Origin of the sequence: Leucobacter komagatae, from assembly GCF_006716085.1 — a bacterium.
GTDB lineage: Bacteria > Actinomycetota > Actinomycetes > Actinomycetales > Microbacteriaceae > Leucobacter > Leucobacter komagatae.
The window spans coordinates 2,350,089-2,370,788 of the sequence record NZ_VFON01000001.1 but is presented as its reverse complement, the minus strand read 5'-3'; the positions used below and the strand labels follow the sequence as shown (position 1 = coordinate 2,370,788).

General features: G+C 68.7%; 17 protein-coding genes and 1 tRNA gene. 12 read left to right on the top strand and 6 right to left on the bottom strand.

The genetic code is table 11. The features are described 5' to 3' along the window. Nucleotides 1–40 precede the first annotated feature (40 nt). The gene (locus FB468_RS10810) at nt 41–3,691 is read left to right on the top strand and encodes an aldehyde dehydrogenase family protein (protein WP_141887344.1); all 3,651 of its coding nucleotides are present in this window, start codon (nt 41–43) and stop codon (nt 3,689–3,691) included. Nucleotides 3,692–3,715: 24 nt separating this feature from the next. Beyond that, nucleotides 3,716–4,306 (top strand): DUF402 domain-containing protein, encoded by a 591-nt coding sequence (locus tag FB468_RS10805; protein ID WP_141887343.1) that lies wholly within the window; start codon nt 3,716–3,718, stop codon nt 4,304–4,306. A 32-nt stretch (nt 4,307–4,338) separates the two neighbouring features. Here FB468_RS10805 and FB468_RS10800 read toward each other — a convergent pair whose 3' ends face one another. Continuing rightward, nucleotides 4,339–4,857 carry a GNAT family N-acetyltransferase gene (locus FB468_RS10800; protein WP_141887342.1) on the bottom strand — a complete coding sequence of 173 codons (519 nt, stop codon included), beginning with the start codon at nt 4,855–4,857 and terminating at the stop codon, nt 4,339–4,341. 94 nt (nt 4,858–4,951) lie between these two features. On the opposite strand from FB468_RS10800, the gene FB468_RS10795 reads away from it, so the two are divergent. Both FB468_RS10795 and FB468_RS10790 read left to right on the top strand, forming a co-directional pair. After that, nucleotides 4,952–5,035: transfer RNA gene (locus FB468_RS10795), tRNA-Tyr, on the top strand. Nucleotides 5,036–5,671: 636 nt separating this feature from the next. After that, the gene (locus tag FB468_RS10790; RefSeq protein ID WP_141887341.1) at nt 5,672–6,250 is read left to right on the top strand and encodes a thymidine kinase; all 579 of its coding nucleotides are present in this window, start codon (nt 5,672–5,674) and stop codon (nt 6,248–6,250) included. Nucleotides 6,251–6,272: 22 nt separating this feature from the next. On the opposite strand, the gene FB468_RS10785 is transcribed toward FB468_RS10790, so the two are convergent. After that, a complete protein-coding gene (locus FB468_RS10785; protein WP_141887340.1) occupies nt 6,273–7,109 on the bottom strand; it encodes a class I SAM-dependent methyltransferase in 837 nt (278 codons plus the stop codon). Continuing rightward, complete coding sequence (locus tag FB468_RS10780) at nt 7,106–7,699, bottom strand: MarR family winged helix-turn-helix transcriptional regulator (protein ID WP_141887339.1); 594 nt, start codon at nt 7,697–7,699, stop codon at nt 7,106–7,108. The genes FB468_RS10785 and FB468_RS10780 overlap by 4 nt, the downstream gene beginning before the upstream one ends. A 137-nt stretch (nt 7,700–7,836) precedes the next feature. Between FB468_RS10780 and FB468_RS10775 the strand changes: the two genes are divergently transcribed. Both FB468_RS10775 and FB468_RS10770 read left to right on the top strand, forming a co-directional pair. Next, entirely contained in the window at nt 7,837–8,421 is a 585-nt protein-coding gene (locus tag FB468_RS10775) for an NADPH-dependent F420 reductase (RefSeq protein ID WP_141887338.1), read from the top strand. Between the two features lie 71 nt (nt 8,422–8,492). Further along, complete coding sequence (locus FB468_RS10770) at nt 8,493–9,419, top strand: VOC family protein (protein WP_141887337.1); 927 nt, start codon at nt 8,493–8,495, stop codon at nt 9,417–9,419. A gap of 3 nt (nt 9,420–9,422) precedes the next feature. Here the strand turns inward: FB468_RS10770 and FB468_RS10765 are convergent, their stop codons facing one another. Next, complete coding sequence (locus FB468_RS10765; protein ID WP_141887336.1) at nt 9,423–10,319, bottom strand: endo alpha-1,4 polygalactosaminidase; 897 nt, start codon at nt 10,317–10,319, stop codon at nt 9,423–9,425. Nucleotides 10,320–10,459: 140 nt separating this feature from the next. Here FB468_RS10765 and FB468_RS10760 point away from each other — a divergent pair, with 140 nt between their 5' ends. Both FB468_RS10760 and FB468_RS10755 read left to right on the top strand, forming a co-directional pair. Continuing rightward, a complete protein-coding gene (locus tag FB468_RS10760; RefSeq protein ID WP_141887335.1) occupies nt 10,460–11,503 on the top strand; it encodes a DUF2804 domain-containing protein in 1,044 nt (347 codons plus the stop codon). Between the two features lie 177 nt (nt 11,504–11,680). Then, nucleotides 11,681–13,201, top strand: coding sequence for an APC family permease (locus FB468_RS10755; RefSeq protein WP_141887334.1), 1,521 nt, complete (start codon nt 11,681–11,683; stop codon nt 13,199–13,201). 38 nt (nt 13,202–13,239) lie between these two features. On the opposite strand, the gene FB468_RS10750 is transcribed toward FB468_RS10755, so the two are convergent. Beyond that, nucleotides 13,240–13,947, bottom strand: coding sequence for a DUF1361 domain-containing protein (locus FB468_RS10750; protein ID WP_141887333.1), 708 nt, complete (start codon nt 13,945–13,947; stop codon nt 13,240–13,242). 50 nt (nt 13,948–13,997) lie between these two features. Here FB468_RS10750 and FB468_RS10745 point away from each other — a divergent pair, with 50 nt between their 5' ends. Continuing rightward, the gene (locus FB468_RS10745; protein WP_211359120.1) at nt 13,998–15,992 is read left to right on the top strand and encodes a bifunctional copper resistance protein CopD/cytochrome c oxidase assembly protein; all 1,995 of its coding nucleotides are present in this window, start codon (nt 13,998–14,000) and stop codon (nt 15,990–15,992) included. 27 nt (nt 15,993–16,019) lie between these two features. Then, complete coding sequence (locus FB468_RS10740; protein WP_141887332.1) at nt 16,020–17,573, top strand: aminotransferase class I/II-fold pyridoxal phosphate-dependent enzyme; 1,554 nt, start codon at nt 16,020–16,022, stop codon at nt 17,571–17,573. A gap of 40 nt (nt 17,574–17,613) precedes the next feature. On the opposite strand, the gene FB468_RS10735 is transcribed toward FB468_RS10740, so the two are convergent. Next, on the bottom strand, nt 17,614–18,552 hold the full coding sequence (locus tag FB468_RS10735) for a LysR family transcriptional regulator (protein WP_141887331.1): 939 nt from the start codon (nt 18,550–18,552) through the stop codon (nt 17,614–17,616). Between the two features lie 247 nt (nt 18,553–18,799). On the opposite strand from FB468_RS10735, the gene FB468_RS10730 reads away from it, so the two are divergent. Beyond that, the gene (locus FB468_RS10730; protein ID WP_170219704.1) at nt 18,800–19,720 is read left to right on the top strand and encodes an ABC transporter substrate-binding protein; all 921 of its coding nucleotides are present in this window, start codon (nt 18,800–18,802) and stop codon (nt 19,718–19,720) included. Beyond that, nucleotides 19,720–20,694 (top strand): amino acid ABC transporter permease, encoded by a 975-nt coding sequence (locus tag FB468_RS10725; RefSeq protein ID WP_141887329.1) that lies wholly within the window; start codon nt 19,720–19,722, stop codon nt 20,692–20,694. The genes FB468_RS10730 and FB468_RS10725 overlap by 1 nt, the downstream gene beginning before the upstream one ends. Nucleotides 20,695–20,700: the final 6 nt, after the last annotated feature.

Sequence of the window (20,700 nt, the reverse complement as noted above, 5' to 3'; positions counted from 1 at the left end):
TTCACGGGGTTTCGCGAGGAGGCCGCCCTAGAGTGGGGTCATGGGAGACGAGCAGGTGAACGCCGCGTCGGTATGGGAGTCTGTCGCCGAGGCTGCAGAGCAGCGCGTGCGCGTCTGGGAGGCGGCGTCAGCCGGCAGCGAGGCTGAGGGGGACCGCCCAGAGGGCGGCGCGCGCGGCACGCTGCTCGGTGAGCTCGCGGCGAGCCCCGAGAGCCTCGATTTCACCCGCCACCTCATCGACTCACTCTTCGGCACATCCGACGCGTTCACCGCCGCGGTCGGGTTGCGCGGGGTCTCCAAGGGCGAGCTACCCGAGGGCATGCCGACCCGTGACCGGCTGCTCCTGCGCGCGGGTGGCGTCGCGTCGCTCGGGCTGCCGTGGGTGGTGCGGCCCGCGGCGCGCAAGAACCTTCTCGCGCGCCTGCCCGGCGTGCTGCTGCAGCTGAAGCTCAGCGGCAAGATGTCGGCGCTCACCGAAACGCTGCGGGAGCAGCGTGAGCGGGGCTACTCGGTGCTGCTCGCGCTTCACGGCGGCTCCGTGTTTGGCGAGCGGGGCGCGCGCACCGAGCTCGACCGGCTGCTTGCGCTCGTCGCGCACCCAGCGGTGAAGGAGCTCGCCTTCGACCCGGCGCGCCTCGTGCCCGGGGCGACGGAGTGGACAATCGAGGCAGACCTCGCGCTGGTGATCGAGCGGATCCGCCCCCTGCTGGAGGCCGCGCTCGAGCACGGCGTGCGGCTCGTCGTTGAGCCGCGAGACACCGTGTGGGCGAAGCAGCTTGCCGAGCTGCTGACGCGCGCAATCGCGTGCGCGGAGCTCGACAGGCTCGAGATCGCCGTGCGGCTCTTTGCCGAGCTGCCCGAGGCCTGGGAGACGTACGCCGCGATCCACAGGTTCGCGCGACGCAGGGTCGCCGACGGTGGCGCGCCCGTCGAGGTCATCATTGGGCTCGGAGACGTTGCGGCCGCCGAGCGCGTCGCCTCGATCCACAGCGGGCTGCCCGTCGCCGTGATTGAGGACGCGACGGAGCGCCTCGCCCAGCTCCTTCGCCTCGCCGAGGTCGCGCTGCAGCCGAGCCGTGCGTCGGTGCTGCGGCCCGTCATCGCGACGGAGGATCCGCTCGTCGCCGCGGCCGCGATCGCCGCCGCAGAGCGATTAGGATCCGGAAAGCTGTTCGCCCTCCAGCTCCGCAGCGGGCTCGCGACTGAGCTCGGGGCCAGGCTGCTCGTCGATGATGGGGTGCCCGATGTGCGGCTCCGGCTGCCGGTCACGCCGAAGCGGGAGTACGCCGAGGCCCTCGGCTACCTCGTGAGCGTGCTCGCCGAGGCGGCTTCGGCAGAGCCAACTGCGGTGACCGCCGAGACGTTCGCACGCGCGGTCGAGCTCGCGAGCGAGCCTGGCCCCGCGAGCCACCGCCAGCAGCAGCGCGCACGCGAGTGGGATCCCACGGAGCGCGACAGCGCGCTCTTTTACCGGGCCCCCGACGAGCCGGCGACACATGACACCGGCGGGCTCACTGCCGCGGTGCTCGGGCTCGCGCGAAACGCGACGGGCGAGGTCGTGCTTGAGGAGGTGTCGCCCGAGCGCCCGATCCCGGTCGTGTCGAGCACGGGCTTCGCGAACGAACCGCCCACAGACGGCAGCATCCCCGCGAACCGTGAGTGGGCGCGGGGGTTGCTCCGCCGCGCCGGTGAGATCGCTCTGCGCCAGGAGCGGCTTGATGAGACGATAGCGCTGAGTCAGGCCGACCTCGACCCGGAGGCCGCCGCGCTGGCTGCCCGCGACGCAGGCTACCGGTGGTCGGAGCTGCGGCACGAGGGCCGCGCGGTGAGGCTTCGCCGGGTCGCGCTCGCAACGGCGGCGGCGCGAGACAGACTTATTACCGAGCTCGCGGCTGGAACGGGGGCCCCGTTCCCCGAGCTCGACGCGGCCGTGAACCACATCATCGACTCGGCGCGCTACGCCGGGCAACTCGCCGACGGGCTCAGGGTTGTGCGTGGGGCGACGTTCGTTCCTGACCGGCTCGTGCTCGTCGTTGGTGACCACTCTGCGCCGCTCGCCGCACAGGCTGCCGCCGTGCTTGCCGTGCTCGGAAGCGGCGCCGGCGCGCTCTGGGCCGTGACTCCCGACGCCCACCGCGCGGCTACCGCGTGCGTCGAGGAGTGGGAGGTTGGCGGCCTCACCCCCGGGGCTGTTGGAACCGTGAGCGTCTCGGGAGATGAATCGTTTGCCGCGCTGGGCGCGAGCCCGCACGTCGACCGCGCCGTTGTGCTCGGCGACCGCGCGCTCGGACGGGCGCTCGCGCGGCACCGGCCAGACCTGCGAGTCGAGGGGCACTTCACGGCTCGCGGCTCGGTGCTCGTCACGCCCTCGGCCGAGCGCGAACGGGCGATCTCCGACGTCATCGATTCGGCGTTCCGCGGTACGCAGACCTCGCTGGGGTCCACCACGTCGGTCGTGCTGCTCGCGAGCGTGGCTCGCTCGCGCGGCTTCCGGTCTGCTCTCGCTGACGCCGTCGAACGGCTCCGTGTTGGCGACTCCGCGCGCCCACTCGGCGACGACCCGCTCGCCTTCGACATCGGCCCGCTCCCCGTGCCCCCGAGCGCGGCCGGCCGCGCGGCGCTCACCGAGCTCGGGCCGGGTGAGGAGTGGCTCGTCAAGCCCGAACAGCTCGACGACGAGGGCCTCCTGTGGCGTCCGGGCGTCAGGCTCGGCGTCTCCCCGGGGTCGCCGTTCTGGGACGACGCCCGCGGGCTCCCCGTGATCGGGGTCAGCTCGGCGCAGCTGCTCGGAGACGCGGTTGCGCAGCAGAACTCTGCTGGGAGCGGGGCTGTCGCCGGGATCCAGTCGTGGGACGACGGCGAGGTGCGCTCGTGGCTCGCGGGCATCGAGGCCGCCTCGCTCTCCGTCAACCGCCCGAGCAGCGCCGCCCGCGTCGAGCGGCAGCCCTTCGGTGGGTGGAATGATGCGGTCATGGGCCTCCCCGCGCTCGGTGGCGGCCCGCACTGGCTCGTCGCCCAGGGGTCGTGGGAGCGCCGTTCGGGGCAGCGGAGCGACACGCTGCACCTGCGGGGCCTTGCGCCCGAGGTCGCGCTGCTCATTGAGGGCGTGCAGCCAGCGCTCGCCTACGAAGAGTTCGACGAGCTGCGGCGCGCGGCGCTCGCCGACCAGCTCACCTGGCAGACCGACCTCGGCGCAGTGGTCGACGGCATCGGTCTCGGTGTCGAGCGGAACGCGCTGCGAACGGCGCCTGTCTCGGTGCACGTTCGGCTCGCGGAAGACGGGGCGCTTGCTGGGCTCGCCAGGGTGCTTGCGGCCGCGCTGCTGGTGCGGGCGCCGATCACGGTGTCGAGCGGCGCAGTGCTCCCGCCCGCGGTCGGTGAGTTGCTCGCATCGCAAGGGATCGAGGTCTCGCTCGAGCGTGACGAAGCGTGGCTCGAACGGCTCGCCGCCGAGGGGCCGACCGGGCCGGGCGGCACCGAGGCGGCCCGCGTCAGGCTGATCGGGGGCGACCGAGTTCGCGTTGCCGAGTGGATGGGCGGCCTCGACCGGGCCGCGCTCTGGGCTGAGCCCGTGACGATGGCGGGCCCCGTCGAGCTCTTGACCCTGTTGCGTGAGCAGTCGATCTCGGTGCGGGCAGAGCGGCACGGCCTCGCTGAGCGGGCCCCTGGGCTCGACGCGCTGCTCGACTAGGGTTCGCGTCGCTAGACTCGCCCTGTGCACACGTCGCGACCAACCCCAGGCACCCCGATGGTCTTCCAGTGGCGAAAGTGGGACGGCTCGCCGCACTGGCGCCACGAGTGCGTCTACCTCGGCTCTGACTCGTGGGGCGACTGGGTCGGGCAGCCGACGGGCTGGGCGAGCGTTCGGCCGGGCCGCAGCGGGGTTGCAAAGTCACCAAACGTCACGCTCGTCCCCGCCCGCGGTGAGGGAGCTGGGTTTGCTCAGGCGGGCATCAACAGCCCAGACTTCGCGCTCACCGTGAATCGCGATGAGCCCGACGGGATGCGGATCTATATCGATCTCGGTTGGGATGTCAGCTGGTCTGAGAACCCTGAGCTTGTGACCGGGATAGACATGGACCTCGACGTCGTGCGCGTCGAGGGCGAGGCCGGCACCTGGGTCGACGACCGTGACGAGTGGGCGGAGCACGCAGCGCTCTTCGGGTACCCCGAGAACGTGATGCGGCAGCTTGAGGGGCTGGCCCTCGACCTTGAGAAGCGAGTGCGGGCCCAGAGCGCCCCCTTCGACAACGCGAGCGCCGATATCTGGCTCGACAGGCTCGCCGAACTGGGCCTCGACAAGTAGGCCGGGTTGGGCGCTGGTATTTGGGCTTTGGTCTAGTTGCGGCGCATCGGCGTGTGCGGGATGCCGTCTTCGATAAACTCGTCGCCGGCAACCTCGAACCCGAATCGTGCGTACCAGCCCGTCAGGTGTGACTGCGCCTCAAGGTAGAGCGGCACGTCGCCGTGTGCCGCAATGACTGCTTCGACGAGCGCGGCGGCCAGGCTCTTTCCGCGGTGCTCTGGGCTCGTGACGACGCGACCGATCGCGCGGAGCCCGGGCTCTGTGGCGCTCTCGTCGAGGACGCGGAGTGTGGCGGCAACGTCGCTACCGCTCCTCGCGCGTTTGCCCGGCGTGCTGCTGCTCTGAGTGGAGCCATCTCCAGGGGAGAACGCCACCCAGAACTGTTCGGTGGTGGGCTCTAGGTCGCGGCCATCGAGGTCGAGGTAGACGCAGTCTTGCTCGACGACGAAGACCTCCTGCCGAAGTTTCGCGATGTCGTGGAACGTGCGCACGGGCAGCTGGTCGAGGCCGCGGGCCGCGTGGACGGTGTACTCAGGAGGCAGCGTGGGCATGCATCGATCTTTGCATGAGAATTGGGCGCGTTTCGATTTCCGTTCAGGCGGATGTGCCGGTAGTGTTATTCCTTGGTTGTGGTAACGCAGCCGAGGCGGGTTGCCCGAGCGGCCAAAGGGATCTGACTGTAAATCAGACGCGTAAGCTTCGCGTGTTCGAATCACGCACCCGCCACCACAAGAAAATGCCCGGTTAGATGAGAATCTGACCGGGCATTTTGCATTCCCGCCGCCGCTGCGCCCCAGGTCTGTGCTCCAGCCGCTGCGCCCCAGGTTGCGCCCCGTCCGCTGCGTCATCCCGGCTCCATCGACCCCGCGGGCTCTGCTCGGCTCGCCCCGGTAGCCCCGGCCGCCCCTGGGCGCTGCCGCCCCTCGCTGCGCGCTACCCGATGTGCCCGGTTTGAACCGATTCACCCGCTTTCACCGTGTGTTTTGCGGGTACATCGGTCACTGCCGGGTGAATCGGCGGAGGGGCGTGCGGCTCTGCCGGTGGAGGGGCGTGCGGCGCGACTGGCGGCGGGCAGGGCGACTGGCGCCGAGGCGAGTGGCGGGGAGGTTCTTTCCACACGTTATCCCCAAGATTGTGAATAACTCATAGCTTAAATTCGAGAGATACCCACATGTTGTCCACAAGGGGTTGTGGAAAACAGACTCCTGAGCGGGAGCTTTATTTCCGGCTAGAACGTGCATTCGTAAATTACATTTTTGTAATTCGAAACAGGTGTTCGTATCGGGAGAACTCCGGTTCTGCCGCTCACGCGCCGGGTGCCACGACGCGGCGGCACCCGCCCGCCCCGCGCGGTAAAGTCGCTGCATGGCAAAACTGCATTTCCGGTACGCGGCGATGAACGCGGGCAAGAGCGTCGCGCTGCTCCAAGTTGGGCACAACTACGAGTCGCTCGGAAAGCAGATCTTGATTGTGAAGCCGGCGGTGGACTCCAAAGGCGGAGACCGGGTCGTGTCGCGCCTGGGAGTAGAGCGGCCCGTCGATTTCCTCTGGGTTGATGGCGAGAAGCTGCCGGCTGAGGAGGCGAAGCTCGATGTCATCCTCGTTGACGAGGCGCAGTTCCTGTCGAGCCGGCAGGTGAATGAGCTTTTGGACGTCGCCGTGCGCGTGGGAATTACCGTTATCGCCTATGGACTCCGCACGGACTTCCGCGGCGACAACTTCCCCGGGGCCGCGAGGCTGCTGAGTGTTGCGCATGAGATCGAGGAGATCCGAACACTGTGCCGGTGCGGCTCTAAGGCGACGATGAACCTGCGCAAGGTCGCGGGTACGCCCGTGTTCGACGGTGATCAGGTCGCCATCGATGACGGCTCCGTTGAGTACGAGTCGGTCTGCGCCGCCTGTCATCAACGCGAGCGCACGACCGCCGGCGCGAGCTGGGACTAACGGCGCATCCCGGCTGCGCCACCTACGCCGTTTTCACCGCGCGCAGCGTGTAGCTCAGGGGTGCCACGCCCGCGCGCTCCGTCAGGCGCCACTCGCCGTCATCGCCGAGCGTCATCTGGCCGGGAAGCGCCTCCCAAGGCACGCTCTGGTGCTCAACGAGCGCCTCGATGCGCAGCCCGCTCTCAATGAGGGCCGTCACGATCTCGCCGAGCGAGTGGTTCCACTCGTACGTCTTCGTAGCGGTCAGCGGGGTTGAGCTCTCCACGTACGTCTCAGCATCGTCCCACTCGAGCGGGTCGACCTGCTCGAAGTAGGGGTAGCGCAGCGCGAGGTCGGTGGTCACCGACTCATCCATCGCCCACAGGATCGGGTGCGCCTCGCGCAAGTGCAGCGTCCCGCCCGGAGCGAGCAGACCGGCCACAACCGCGGCCCAGTCTGTGATGCGCGGCAGCCAGCAGAGCGCCCCGACGCCCGTATAGACGAGGTCGAACGCGGCGGCGGGCAGCACGTCGAGCGCGCGGTGCACATCGGAGCGGACGAACTCAACCGCGTCGCCGGTGTCTGCGGCGAGCTTGCGGGCCTCGGCGACCGACTCTGCCGAAAAGTCGAGCCCGGTGACTGTCGCGCCGAGGCGGGCGAGCGAGATCGTGTCGGTGCCGATGTGGCACTGCAGGTGCACGGCGGTGAGCCCCGCAATGTCGCCGAGCAGCGGGCGGTCGAACTTCACGACCTCCGAGAGTGCGGCCGGATCGTCGATGTACCGGTCGACCCCGTACCCCGAGCCGTCGCGGGCGGCGTGGAGGGGCGCCCTATCGTCCCAGTTCGCCTCGTTCGCTGCAAGGTAGTCAGAGGTGCTCATGCGTGTTGGCCTTCGAGGTCGGGGTCGGCGGCGCAGACAGGGTCAGCCGCGGGGGCAGGGTCGGCGGCGCAGACGGGGTCAGCCGCGCAGGCCGCGGCGTCGCTCGCCGGGCTTGTCGCGCGCGGGTGGCGCGGATGGTCAGGATCAAGGCTCGTGAGCACCGCCAACGTCAGATCGGTGAGCTGCGCAACGCCATCACCCGGCAAGGACTTGAGCCCCTCGAGTACGAGTTCGCGCACCGCGTCAGCGTAGAGCTCGCGCGAGCGCTCGTGGACCTCGGCGCCGGATGCGGTGAGCACCGCGTTCGTTGCCCGCCCGTCTTCGGGGCAGGGGGAGCGCTCAATGAGCCCGCGCTTCTCGAGTGACGTCGCGACGCGAGAGATGCGGGGGAGGGTCGCGTTCGTCTTCCGCGCCAACTCACTGAGCCGCATGCGGTTGCCCTCACGCTCGGCGAGCGCCGTGAGCAGCGTGTGCTCAAACGCGGTAACCCCGGCCTCGCTGAGCCGCTTGTCAAGGGCGGTCGGGAGCAGCTCAAGGAGAGCGTGCAGCCGCGCGATCGCGACGCGCTCGGGGCGAGAAAGGGAGGCCATGACTCCATTCTAGCAATTTAGTTGCATGTACAACCAAAGTGTGGTTACCATATTAGTTGTACCCACAACTAAATGGGGTGGGTGACCCAGGAGCCGCACATTCGCGGCGCACCGGACGATCACAGGAGGAGAACATCATGGCTTCATTCACAATCTTCGGCACGGGCAATATGGCGACCGCGATCGCCGGCGTTCTCACTGCGGGCGGCGCAGAGGTCGCGCACGTGTCGAGCGGTGACACCACCGCGACGATCTCGGGCGAAACCGTCATCCTCGCGGTTCCGTACCCGGCAATTACCGAGATCGTCGCGAACTACGGCGACCAGCTCGCAGAAAAGGTGATCGTCGACATTACGAACCCGCTGAACTTTGAGACCTTCGACGAGCTCGTGGTGCCCGTGGGCAGTTCGGCCGCCGCCGAACTGCAGCGCGCGCTCCCCGCGGCCAAGGTGCTCAAAGCGTTCAACACGAACTTCGCAGCGACGCTCGCGTCGGGCAAGGTTGGCGAGGCGAGCGAGACCGTGACAACGGTCCTCATCGCTGGCGACGACGCCGCAGCGAAGAGCGCACTCGGAGCCGCAGTCACCGCGGGTGGCCTCGCCGCCGTCGATGCAGGATCGCTGAAGCGCGCACACGAGCTCGAGTCGCTCGGCTTCCTGCAGCTCACGCTCGCAGCCAGCGAAAAGATCTCCTGGGCCGGTGGCTTCGGGCTCAACAACTAGCAAAAGCAACCAGGGGGCGAACCGCAAGTCGGGCGGGGCGACACTCTCGGTCCGCCCCACGAAAGGAAATCATGGAACAGGACACTGCAGCGGTGCCAGAGCGCACGCTCTCCGCGGGCCTCGCGATGGACGCGGTGACCCTCCGGGTCGGCGACCTCGCGCTCATGGGGGACTACTACGCGAGCGCCCTCGCGCTTGAGCCGCTCGAAGAACGCGTGGTCGGAGGCGAGGTCCACCGGGTGCTCGGTCGCGGCGCCGTGCCGATGGTGCGCCTGATCCACACCCCCGACCTCCCGGAGCTCAACCCGCGAGACGCCGGCCTGTTCCACACCGCCTTCCTCTTCGAAGACGCACCAAGCCTCGCGGCGACGGTGTATCGGGCGGCTCAGGATCCGAGAAGCCGCTTCGCCGGGTCGAGTGACCACCTCGTCAGCGAGGCGTTCTACTTCACTGACCCGGAGGGGAACGGCATCGAGCTCTACGTCGACCGCCCGCGCGCCGCGTGGCGATACGACCGCGGCGAGATCCTGATGGACACGCTCTTTCTCGACCCGAACGCGTACCTGCAGAAGCACCTCGACGAGCGGGTGCTCGCGGAGGCCGCGCGGCAGGCAGGCAGCGTCGGTCACGTGCACCTGCAGGTCGGGAACGTGGCGCGGGCGCGCGACTTCTACGTCGATGCGCTCGGGTTCGAGGCGACGGCAACCGGAATCCCTTCGGCCCTGTTCGCGTCGGCCGGTGGCTACCACCACCACGTCGCGATGAACGTCTGGAACAGTCAGGGCGCAGGCCCGCGCGCCGCGCGCCTGGGCCTCGCGGACGTCGCCATCACGCTGCCCGCGCGAGACGATCTTGACGCGCTCGCCGCACGGTTGAGCGGGCGCGGGCTCGAGTTCGCCGACACCGGCCGCTCGATCGTCGTCGCTGACCCCTGGGGCACGCAGGTGACGCTGGCGCTCCCCGGAGCCACCGCCGACGACCTGCTCACGGCGAACTAGCCGCTAGCTGCCAGCTGGGCAGGTCTCGAACGCGTACCCAGGGTCGTCCGGTGTGCTGAGCGGTTTGTCACGCAGCACCATCGAGGCCGGCGCGTCCGAGGCCGCGCACATCTCGGTGAACGGGCGCGGCAGCGCGTCCGTGTACTCGATGTCGATGACGTGGTCGCCGTAGACCTCCGTGTAGTCGGCGCACTCACCAAACACGCTGCACTCCTCGGTGACCGCGAAGTCGAAACCGGCGTCGCGGCGCAGCGCGGTGGCCGCGGCGGGCGAGTTCTTCTGACCCGCCGCGAGCCCAGCCCGGTGCGCGGTGTCGACGAGCGCGCTCGCGAGCGCGAGATTCCCCTCGAGCGTGAGCTCGCCGTCGGCGCGGGTGTACGAGTCGAGGTTGTCGAACTCGACGGCGTCGAAACCGTCGCGAGCGCAGCCCTCGACCCACTCCGAGATGATCGCGTGGATCGCGTCACGCGCGCTCGCGGTCGACGTGTCGAGCAGCACCTCATCAGGCCAATCGGGATCGACGAACAGTTCGCCGTCGGATCCCCGCAGCAGCGTCTCATCGGGCCAGACATCGAGCTCGTCGGGCTGGGTCTGGAAGCCGTTCACGTAGCAGATCGAGTACACGCCGGGCGCGGGCTGCGCCGTGCGATCTCGGCCGACGACGCCGACCCCGGGGGCGGGGTCGTAGGCCCCGCCGAGCTGGTAGTCGGGAACTGCTCCCGCTGGCGGGAGCACGATGCGGGAGTCTGCGGGGCCCTCCGCAGGAGCGCCCGAGGCCGCCGGGCCCGGGCCTGGCGACGAACACCCGGCGGTGACAAGGATCGCGGCCGCAGCGATGGCAGCCGCCGCAGCGAATGCCGCCTGCGCGGTGCGGCGAGGGTGGTGCGGTGCTCGGCTCATGCGTGACCTCTCCGCGCGCGAGGGGTGCGCTCGCCGCAGTCTCAAGTATTCCGCAGCTTCCCGCAGGTTGGCCGAGCGGGGTCGGGCCTCACCCGTTTGGGGGTGGCGGGCACGCGTACCGGCGGGTCTAGACTCGCTCCATGACCGACGACGAAGTCCCAATACACGCGGCCCCAGCTGAGCGGGTGGGCGACGAGCCGCGGATCGCCGGGCCGACAGTGCTCGTGCACCCCGACGGCACCCTCAACCCCGCGGCGGTTGGGTGGGCGCCGCAGCCCATCATTGACACGAGCGGGCTTGGCGCGGGCCGGGGCCGGAACAAGCGGTGGGAGTACTGGAACGTCGTCACCCCGACCCACATCTTGGCGGCCACGGTTTCGTCGATTGACTATGCCTGCGTGCCCGAGGTGTGGGTGTTCGATCGCGAAACCGGGCAGGAGTGGGGCAAGGCGGGCGCCGTGATTCCGCCGAGGGGGGCCGAACTCGCGCCGACCCTCGAGCGGGGCGCCTCAAGCATGCGCTCGGCGGGGCTCTCGATCGACATCGACGAGGTGCCCGGCGGAACCCGAGTGCGCGCCGAGATTGAGGGAGTCTCCTTCGACGTCATTGCGTCGCTGCCCGAGGGGCACGAACGGCTCGCCCTCGTGGTGCCGTGGAGCGAGCGCCGCTTCCAGTACACGGTCAAAGACGTCGCCCGGCCAGCGACGGGCACGCTCACGGTCGGTGGCGCCGTGACCGACCTGCCTGCGGGGGAGAGCTGGGCCGTGCTCGACCACGGGCGCGGTCGCTGGCCCTACAGTATTGCGTGGAACTGGGGCGCGGGCTCTGGCCGAGCGTGCGGCAGGGTCATCGGGGTGCAGGTCGGGGCGCGCTGGACCGCGGGCACCGGGGTATCGGAGAACGCGTTCTTCGTTGACGGGGTGATGCACAAGATTCACGGCGAGACGGCCTGGGAGTATGACCTCGACCACTGGCGGCGGCCCTGGCGGGTGCGGGGCGGCGGGCTCGACGCGGTGTTCACACCTTTTCACGTGAAACGTAGCCGCACGAACCTTGGCGTGCTGGCCGGCAGAACCGATCAGTGCTTCGGCGAGTGGGCAGGCACGTTCCGCACCGCGGCCGGCGAGGAGATCTGCTTCGAAGGGATCACGGGCTGGGCCGAGGACGTGCGCAACCGCTGGTAGCCGCCTCAGCGCTGACGCGCAGCACACTTCACAGAGTTTCGCAGCGCACTCCTTGCACAGTCACCGCGACCCATCCAGGGCGAAGTCGCGGCAGCGTCCCCCGGCCTGGGGCTCTACGCTGCTCTCAGGGCTCGGGAGAGCCCAGATCAACGAAGATCAGAAAGGCAAGGCATCGCTATGTCTGCAACCCCACCGAGTGCGCGTCTCGCCGACGACGAGCACCTCTCCGTTCTCGGCTACGAGGGCAAGTTTGACCGCTCGATGAGCCTTTGGGCCAACTTCGCCCTCGGCTTCACGTACCTCTCGCCCCTCGTCGGCGTCTACTCGCTGCTCGCGATGGCCCTCTCGACGGGCGGCCCGCCCTCGATCTGGTGGATCGTTATCGTGGCCTGCGGGCAGCTACTCGTCTCGCTCGTGTTCGGCGAGGTCGTCTCGCAGTACCCGATCCACGGCGGCGTCTACCCCTGGGCGCGCAGGCTCTGGGGCCGCCGCTACGCGTGGATGGCTGCTTGGGTCTACATCTGGGCGATGATCGTGACGATCACCTCGGTCGCCGAGTTCGGCGCCGGGTTCATCACGAGCCTGTTCGGCATCGAGCTCACCCCCGAGACGACACTCTTCACGGGTCTCGGCCTGCTGCTCTTCGCGCTCGCGATCAACTTCTCGGGTACGAAGTGGCTCGCGCGCATCGCCAGGATCGGCCTCGCCGCCGAACTCATCGGCGTGATCGGCCTCGGCCTCTACCTGCTGCTTTTCCAGCGCAAGCACGAGTTCTCGGTCTTCTTCGACACGATGGGCACTGAGGGCGACGGCTCGTACCTGCCGGTCTTCCTCGCGTCGGCGCTCGCCGGCCTGTTCCTGTTCTACGGGTTTGAGGCCTGCGGCGACGTCGCCGAAGAGGTCGCAGACCCCGCCAGGCGCATCCCGCGCGCGATGATGATGACGATCCTTGTCGGCGCGGTCTCCGCGCTGTTCTCGTTCGCTGGCTACGTGCTCGCCGCCCCCGATCTCGAGGGCATCGTGGCGGGCGAGATCACTGACCCGATCCCCGCAATCCTTGAATCAACGCTCGGCACAGTCGGCGCGAAGGTCTTCCTCGTCGTGACGGTGCTCGCGTTCGTGTCGTGCGTGCTCAGCCTGCAGGCCGCGGCCTCGCGACTGCTGTACTCGTTCGCCCGCGACGGCATGCTCCCCGGCCACACCTGGTTGTCGAAGGTGTCTGAGCGCAGCAAGGTGCCGACGAACGCGCTCATCGTCGCGTGCACCGTCCCCGCGCTCATCTGCGTGCTCATCTACTTCAATGACGGACTGCTCGTGCCCGTCACGTCGTTCGCGATCCTCGGCATCTACGTCGCGTTCCAGATGGTCGTGCTCGCCGCGCTGCGCCAGCGCTTCAAGGGCTGGAAGCCCGCGGGCCCGTTCAGCCTCGGTGGCCTCGGCGTCGTGGTGAACATCGCCGCGCTCGCGTACGGGGTGTTCGCGATCATCCTGCTCGCGAAGCCCGATTCGGGCGGCACGTTCTTCCAGAACTACGTCGTGCTCATCGGCCTCGCCGTCGTGTTGGTGTCGGGCCTGCTCTACCTGTTCATCGCACGGCCCGACCGTAAGTCGACGGCGCCCGAGGGTGACGCGCGCGAGGTCGCGGCTGAGATTCGCCGCCGCACGGGTCGCGTCGAGGTGCAGGCGCCCCGCGGGTAGTCCCAAAACTCGCGAACGCTCGAGCTCGCCCGCCGGGGTTACTGGCGGGCGAGCTCGAGCTCGTACATCCCGACGACGATCGGGGTGACGATCGTGAGGTACAGGATCCCGATGAACAGCGCGTAGGTGAGTGTGAAGCCGAAGCACGCGAGCGCGTTGCCGCGCTCCCTAAAGTGCGTGATGACCTTCTGCACGAGGGCGGTGGGGTGCCGCACGTCCCAGCTGTTGAGCCGCAGGTAGCGCCCGAGGTACATGCCGAGGCCAACGAGCAGCAGCACGACCGCGAGCGCGATCATCGACCGGGGCCTGAAGAACGAAACCGCGCGGTCGTCGAACATCACGACCGAGTAGAGCAGCTGCGCCACGAACACGTTCACGATCGTGTTGATCACCCCGCTCATCGCGAGCGAGATCACGAGGATGATGTCGTACCAGAGCGGCACAGGGTCGCCCTCAGCGCGGTGCGACTGGTTGAGTTCGGTGATGAGGTAGCTTGCGTTCGGCAGCATGAGCAGCCAGGCCACGCCGAGGATGGTGACGATCGCGAAGGCGAGCAGGCGGTTCACCAGCAGTAACCCGACGAGCGCGATGAACGCGAGTGCGAGCAGCAGAATCGGCAGCGCCGAGAGCATGATGTTCCAGAGCATCGGGCGATACAGCCGGGTGCGGTAGACGGCTGCGCGGAGGATCACGAGCGTCGCGGCGTAGACGTTCAAAATCGCGGCACCGATAAAAAGAAACAGCATGCCCTCAGCTTAGGTGCGGGTAGTCAGGTCTGCCCGCGTAGGCTAGAGGGGTGCCCCGCTTCATTCGTGTGATCGCCCCTGCCGTGCTGCTCGCTGCGACGTTTGCCGCCGTGTTCTGGGGGCTCTCGATCGGCGGGGCGGCGAACGCCCGCGAGCTCGCTGACCCGGGCGCCATCGTGCGCTACGGCTCGCCGCTCTTGCGCACCCTCGTCAACGTCGCGGTCGCCGGCCTCGTCGGCTCGCTCGTGATGGCGGTGTGGGCGTTCGCGGTCGACCGGCCCGAGTACCGCATCGCGATGGACGTCGCCGCTGGCTCGGCCGCCGTGCTCACTGTCGCGTCGGGCGCGACCCTCATCCTCACCTACTCCGACATCACGACGATGCCGTTCTCGGGATCGGCCGCGTTCGGCGCGGGCCTCGCGCAGTTCGTCACGGAGGTCGAGATCGGCCAGCTGTGGCTGTGGGAGCTGCTCATTGCCGCCGTCGTCACCGTGCTGGCGTTCGCGGTGCGCGGGCGCCGCATGACGCTCCTCGTGCTCGTGTTCGGGCTGCTCACGACGCTCCCGCTCGCGCAGCAGGGCCACGCGGCGGGCGCCGCCGGGCACAGCCAGGCCGTGAACTCGTTGCTCGTTCACCTCGTCGGCGCGGCGGTGTGGCTCGGCGGGCTGCTCGTACTCATCTTCATCGCGAAGTCCGTGAAGCGCGATCGGCTCGCTCTGCTCGTCTCCCGCTACTCCTCGATCGCGCTGCTCGCGTTCATCGCGGTGAGCGCGTCGGGCATCGTGAGCGCGTGGCTGCGCATCGGTGACTTCGATGCGTTGTTCGGCACGGGCTACGGCCAGCTCATCATTCTGAAGGTCGTCGCGCTCGTCGTGCTCGGCGCGTTCGGCGCGCTGCACCGCCAGCGCCTCATCCCGCGCATCGAGCAGAGCGACCGCGGCATGCGCGTGTTCGCCTGGTTCGTCGTCGCGGAGCTCGCGGTCATGGGCCTCGCAAGCGGCATCGCCGGCGCCCTCGGCCGCACGGCGACCCCCGTTCCACTTGAACCTGCCGGCGAGTCCGTCGGTGCGACGCCCGCCGAGATCCTTACCGGCGACCCGCTGCCGCCCGAGCTCACTCCGATGAGCTACTTCACCGAGTGGAAGTTCGACCTTGCGTGGGGGCTCGTCGCGTTCTTCGGCATCGTGTTCTACATCGCCGGTGTGATGCGGCTGCGCAAGCGCGGCGACAGCTGGCCCATTGGCCGCACGATCGCGTGGGTCACCGGCATGTTCTTCCTCTTCTACGCGACGAACGGCGCCTTCAACGCGTACGAGCAGTACCTCTTCAGCGTGCACATGCTCGGGCACATGATGTTCACGATGCTCATTCCGCTCGTGCTCGTGCTCGGCGCCCCGGTGACGCTCGCGCTGCGGGCAACCGACAAGCGCACCGACGGCTCGTGGGGCACCCGCGAGTGGATCATGTGGGGGCTGCAGACCCCCTGGTCGAAGATTGTCACGAACCCGGTCGTCGCGGCCGCGGTGTTCGTCGGCTCGCTCTGGGTCTTCTACTTCTCGCCGATCCTCAGGTGGGCGATGGCCGAGCACCTCGGGCACCAGTGGATGATCATCCACTTCCTCATCTCCGGCTACCTCTTCAGCCTCACGATGATCGGCGTCGACCCGATCCCGAACCGCGCGCCGTACCCGATCCGCCTCGTGATCCTGTTCGCCACGATGGCGTCGCACGCGTTCTTCGGCGTGACCATGATGACGGGCGACTCGCTGTTCGTCGCTGACTGGTTCGGCTCGATGGGCCGCACGTGGGGCGCGACGCCGCTCGAAGACCAGGCGACGGGCGGCGGCATCGCGTGGGGCATCGGCGAGCTGCCGACGCTCGCGCTCGCGCTCGTCGTCGCGGTGCAGTGGTCGCGCAGCGACACGAAAGAGCAGAAGCGCAAGGACCGCGCCGAGGAACGCTCGGGCGACTCTGAGCTCGAAGCGTACAACGCGATGCTCTCGGCGCAGGCCAAGCGCGACGCGGCACGCGAGGCGCGGCGATAACCACCAACGAACGGGGCAGGGCAAGCAATGACGCAGGCGCAGGATCCATGGCGCGACCACGATCGCGCGCCATACGCTGAGGCGCTCGCGCGCCATGCCGAGCAGGATCCGCTGATGTTTATGGTGCCCGGCCACGCGGCGACCGCGGGCGGGATGTCACGCCCGCTCGCCGACTTCGCGGGGGAGCGGGCCCTCAGGCACGACATCCCCCAGCTCGTCGACGGCATCGACGCGGGCGACGACAGCCCGCTCGATCAGGCCGTTGAACTCGCGGCCGACGCGTGGGGCGCCAGGCGGGCCTGGTTCCTCGCGAACGGCTCGTCGCAGGGCAACCGGATGGCGGTCATCGCCGCCGCCGCGGGGAGCGCCGGGCACGGCCCAGCGGCGCCGGGGGCTGCTTCCGCGGGCGGAACCATCGTGGCGCAGCGCAGCGCGCACTCGAGCTTTCTCGACGGCCTCGTCGTCACCGGCCTCTCGCCCGAGTGGGTCTTCCCAGAGTTCGACGCGCTCCACGGCATCAACCACGGGCTGACGCCCGACGCGCTCCGCGCCGGGTTCGAGCGTGCGGCCGCGCGCGGCGAGAGGCCGCGGGCGGCGTACGTGATCTCGCCGAGCTACTTCGGGGCGGTGTCTGACATTCCCGGGCTCGCCGCCGTCGCCCACGAGTTCGAAGCGCCGCTCATCGTCGACGCGGCCTGGGGCGCGCACCTCGGGTTCCACGAAGACTTGCCCCCGTTCCCCGCGGGCGAGGGCGCTGACGTCATCGTGACGAGCACGCACAAGATGGGCGGCAGCCTCGGCCAGTCGGCGATGCTGCTCATGGCAGAGGGCCCCTTCTCGGGCAACCTCGAGCCCGCGCTCGATCGCGCGTACACGCTCACGCAAACCACGAGCGCGAGCTCGCTGCTGCTCGGGTCGCTCGACATCGCCCGCCGCAGCCTCGTACTCGGAGCAGACAGGATCGGCGAGAGCGTCGAACTCGCCGAGCGGCTCCGTGCGCTCGTGCGCACTGACGAGCGCCTGACGCTCGTGAGCGACGAGTTCGGCGGCTATCGGAGCGTCGCTCGCGCCGACCCGCTGCGCGTCTCGATCGGCCTCTCGCGAAGCGGTGTCTCCGGCTACGCGATGCGCGCTGCGCTCGCGCGGGATCACGGGATTCTGCTCGAGATCGCGACGGCGGCGGCCGTCGTTGCCTTCCTGGGGCCCGGCAAGGACCTCGACGTTGAGCGGCTGTTCCGTGCGATTGCGTGTGTGCTCGACGAAGCAGCCGCGGCAGGCGCCGCCGGTGGCTCGGCGGCCGGGACCGCCGTCCCTGAGCTACCGGCGCCCGGCGAGCGCGCCATGACGCCGCGCGAGGCTTACTTCGCGCCCACCGACGTCGTGCCGTGGGCGGAAGCAGAGGGGCGCGTCTCTGCGGATGCTTTGGCGGCGTACCCGCCCGGGATCCCGAACATCGTGCCCGGAGAGCGGGTCACGGCGGAGGCGCTCGCGTTTCTGCGCGCGGTCGCTGCGTCGCCGATTGGGTACGTTCGGGGCGCCGTCGACGCGCGGGTCGACGCGGTGCGGGTCGTCGCGGGCTAGCGCCGGTGCTGGGCTTCGTGAGCATCGCTCCGTGGCAGCCTCACATCGCGAACGCGGTGACCTGTTCGGTCTCGATGCGCTGCTCGATATCTGCGGCAGCGTTGCGCAGCGCCGTGACCGCCGAGTCGATGAGGGGGTTGCCGTCAACCGCGCGGTGCACCGCGTAGACCTTGCGCACATACGCGGGGTTCGCGAGCTGAATGCGGCGCACCTGCATGGAGTCGACGGTCGCGAGCTGCGGCACGATCGCGACGCCCAGGCCGTTGCGGACGAGCTCGATCGGCAGGTTGTAATCGTCCGTGCGGAAGATGATCTCTGGGCGGAAGCCGGCGGCGGCGCAAATGTGGTGCAGCGACCCCGCCGCGTCCGTGTCCTCGCCCGCGCAGATCCACCGCTCGTCGGCGAGGTCGCTCACCCTGATCTCGTGCCGGCGAGCGAGCCTGTGGTCATCGGGTAACAGCAGAAACAGCGGTTCCTCCATAATGAGTTCGGCTGAGAGGTCGGGCGAGTACGTGCGCGGCACCGTGCCGTACTGCGCGACCACTGCGAGGTCGAGCTCCCCTTCCTCAACGGCGGGCAGCGTGGTCTGCCAGTCACCCTCCTCGTAGCGGATGTCAACGTCAGGCCGCCCCTGAAGCAGCTCGAGCAGCACGGCAGGGACGAGGCGGAAGCCCGCAGACCAGAAGCTGCCGACGTGCAGCCGCCCGAGGTCTGCCGAGGCGTACGAGCGCATCTCGTCTTCGACGGCGTCGAGCTCGGCAAGAATCCGGGTGGCCTGACGCGCGAGCTGGGCCCCGGCGGCCGTCGGCCGGATACTCCGCGCCGTGCGCTCGAGCAGCGGCACGTCCCAGAGCCGCTCGATCGAAGAGATCTGCTGCGACACCGCCGATGGGCTGTAGCCCAGGCGGGCGGCCGCGGCGCGCAGCGACCCGGTCGAGACGACCTCGCGGATGGCCTTGAGCTGCGTTGGGGTAAGCATCGCCTCAGCTTAGCCAGCGTGTGAACAGCATCACAATGGCTGATATGCGAATGCGCGGGCGCGACCACTGAGGGAACGGGGTGTGACCGGGAGAGAAGCCCAGTGTACATATGGGAGTGCCAAATACGAGCATCAATAAATCTGACGCAAGTGTGCATAAATGCGCATTCTGGCTAACTTTGAATCTCGCAATCTCTGCCGCACACTGGTCTGCAGAGGCGAATACCAACGAAGGGAATCCAGCTTCATGACACTCACGAATCACTCTCCCCAGCTCGCTCTCCGCCGCATCGCAGCGGCGGGCGCGGCAGCGGCAATGCTCACCGTTGGGCTCGCCGCGTGCGGCAGCTCGGCGGAGCCAGAGACCGACGCGACCTCGACGGTCGTCAAGGATGACGCGCTCGCTGCGCTGCTTCCCGCTGACATTCGCGACGCGGGCACGCTTCGCGTTGCGACGAGCGATGACTACCCGCCACTCGAGATGCTCGCGGACGACAACAAGACGATCACGGGCGCAGAGCCCGAGCTCATCACCGCCATCGGCGAAGTGCTCGGCGTCAAGGCCGAGCTCAACAAGGTAGCGTTCGACAGCCTCATCAGCGGCATCCAGGCCGACCGTTTCGACATCGCCATCCAGGCCATGCTTGATACGGCAGAGCGCCAAGAGCAGGTCACGTTCGTCGACTACTTCAACACGAGCACGACGATGCTCGTGAAGTCAGAGAACGCGAAGACCTTCACTGAGCTCGACACGCTCTGCGGCGAGTCGATCGCGGTCGAGTCTGGCACCGGCCAGGTCGACATTGCGGCCGAGCAGTCGCAGAAGTGCACCGACGCCGGCAAGGCTGCGATCACTGTCCTCGAGTTCCCCGACACTGTCGCGTGCCTGCAGTCAGTCGTCACCGGGCGCACCCAGGCCTTCCTCGGGGGCACCCCGACGATTGCCTTCCAGGCAGACAAGTCCGACGGCGCCCTCGTCGCGACGGGCACCCCGATGAACCTCAAGCCCTACGGCATCCTCATCCCGAAGAGCGATGAGAAGCTTGCCGAGGCGGTTCAGGGCGCGCTGCAGAAGCTCATGGACGACGGCACCTACGACGAGATCCTCGCAAAGTACGGCCTCCAGGACGGCTCGATCGCCGAAGCCACGATCAACGGCGGCAAGTAATGCCGCACCAGACGAATATCTCTCCCGCGGCTGCGGGCGGGGCGGGCGGCGCGGGAGGCGCGATCCAAGCGGTCCCGCTGCGTCGCCCCGGCCGGTGGGTGACGGCGGGCATCCTCGCCTTCGTCGTGTTCTTCCTCATGCAGGCGTGGATCACGAACGAGCGGATGCAGTGGCCCACGGTCGGGAAATACCTGTTCGCGCCGACGGTGCTTGAGGGCCTCTTCACCACGATCTGGCTCACCGTCGTCGCAATGGTGATTGGTGTTGTGGGCGGGATCCTCGTCGCCGTCATGCGGCAGTCGGACAATCCGATCCTCGCGACGATTAGCTGGTTCTTCATCTGGCTGTTCCGCGGCGTCCCGCTGCTCGTGCAGATTCTCGTCTGGTACTTTCTCGCGGCAATCGTGCCGCAGATCATCATCGGCGTTCCCTGGGGGCCCGAGCTGTTCGCGTTCGACACGAACGCGCTCATCACCCAGACGACCGCCGCGCTGCTCGCGCTCGGCCTCTCGGAGGCGGCGTACATGGCCGAGATCGTCCGCGCGGGCATGTCGTCTGTCGATCGGGGGCAGGCCGAGGCCGCTCACGCCCTCGGGTTCACCAACCAGCAGACCCTGCGCCGCGTGGTGCTGCCGCAGGCGCTTCGCGTGATTATCCCGCCGACGGGCAACGAGGTCATCAACATGCTCAAGGCGACCTCGCTCGTCTCGGTTATCGCGGTGCCTGAGCTACTCACGTCGGTGCAGGCGATCTACTCGCAGAACTTCCAGCAGATTCCGCTGCTCGTTGTCGCGTGCTTCTGGTACCTCGTCGTCGTGTCGGTCCTCAGCGTTGGCCAGCACTTCCTCGAGCGTCACTTTGCCCGTGGCGTTCACGGGGCGCCGAGCTCGCGCCGCGCGAAGCGCCTGCCCCCAAACCCCGGGCCCATCACCGAAGCAGTGAGCCTCATGAGCGCAGAGGAGCGTGACCGTTGAGCCAGC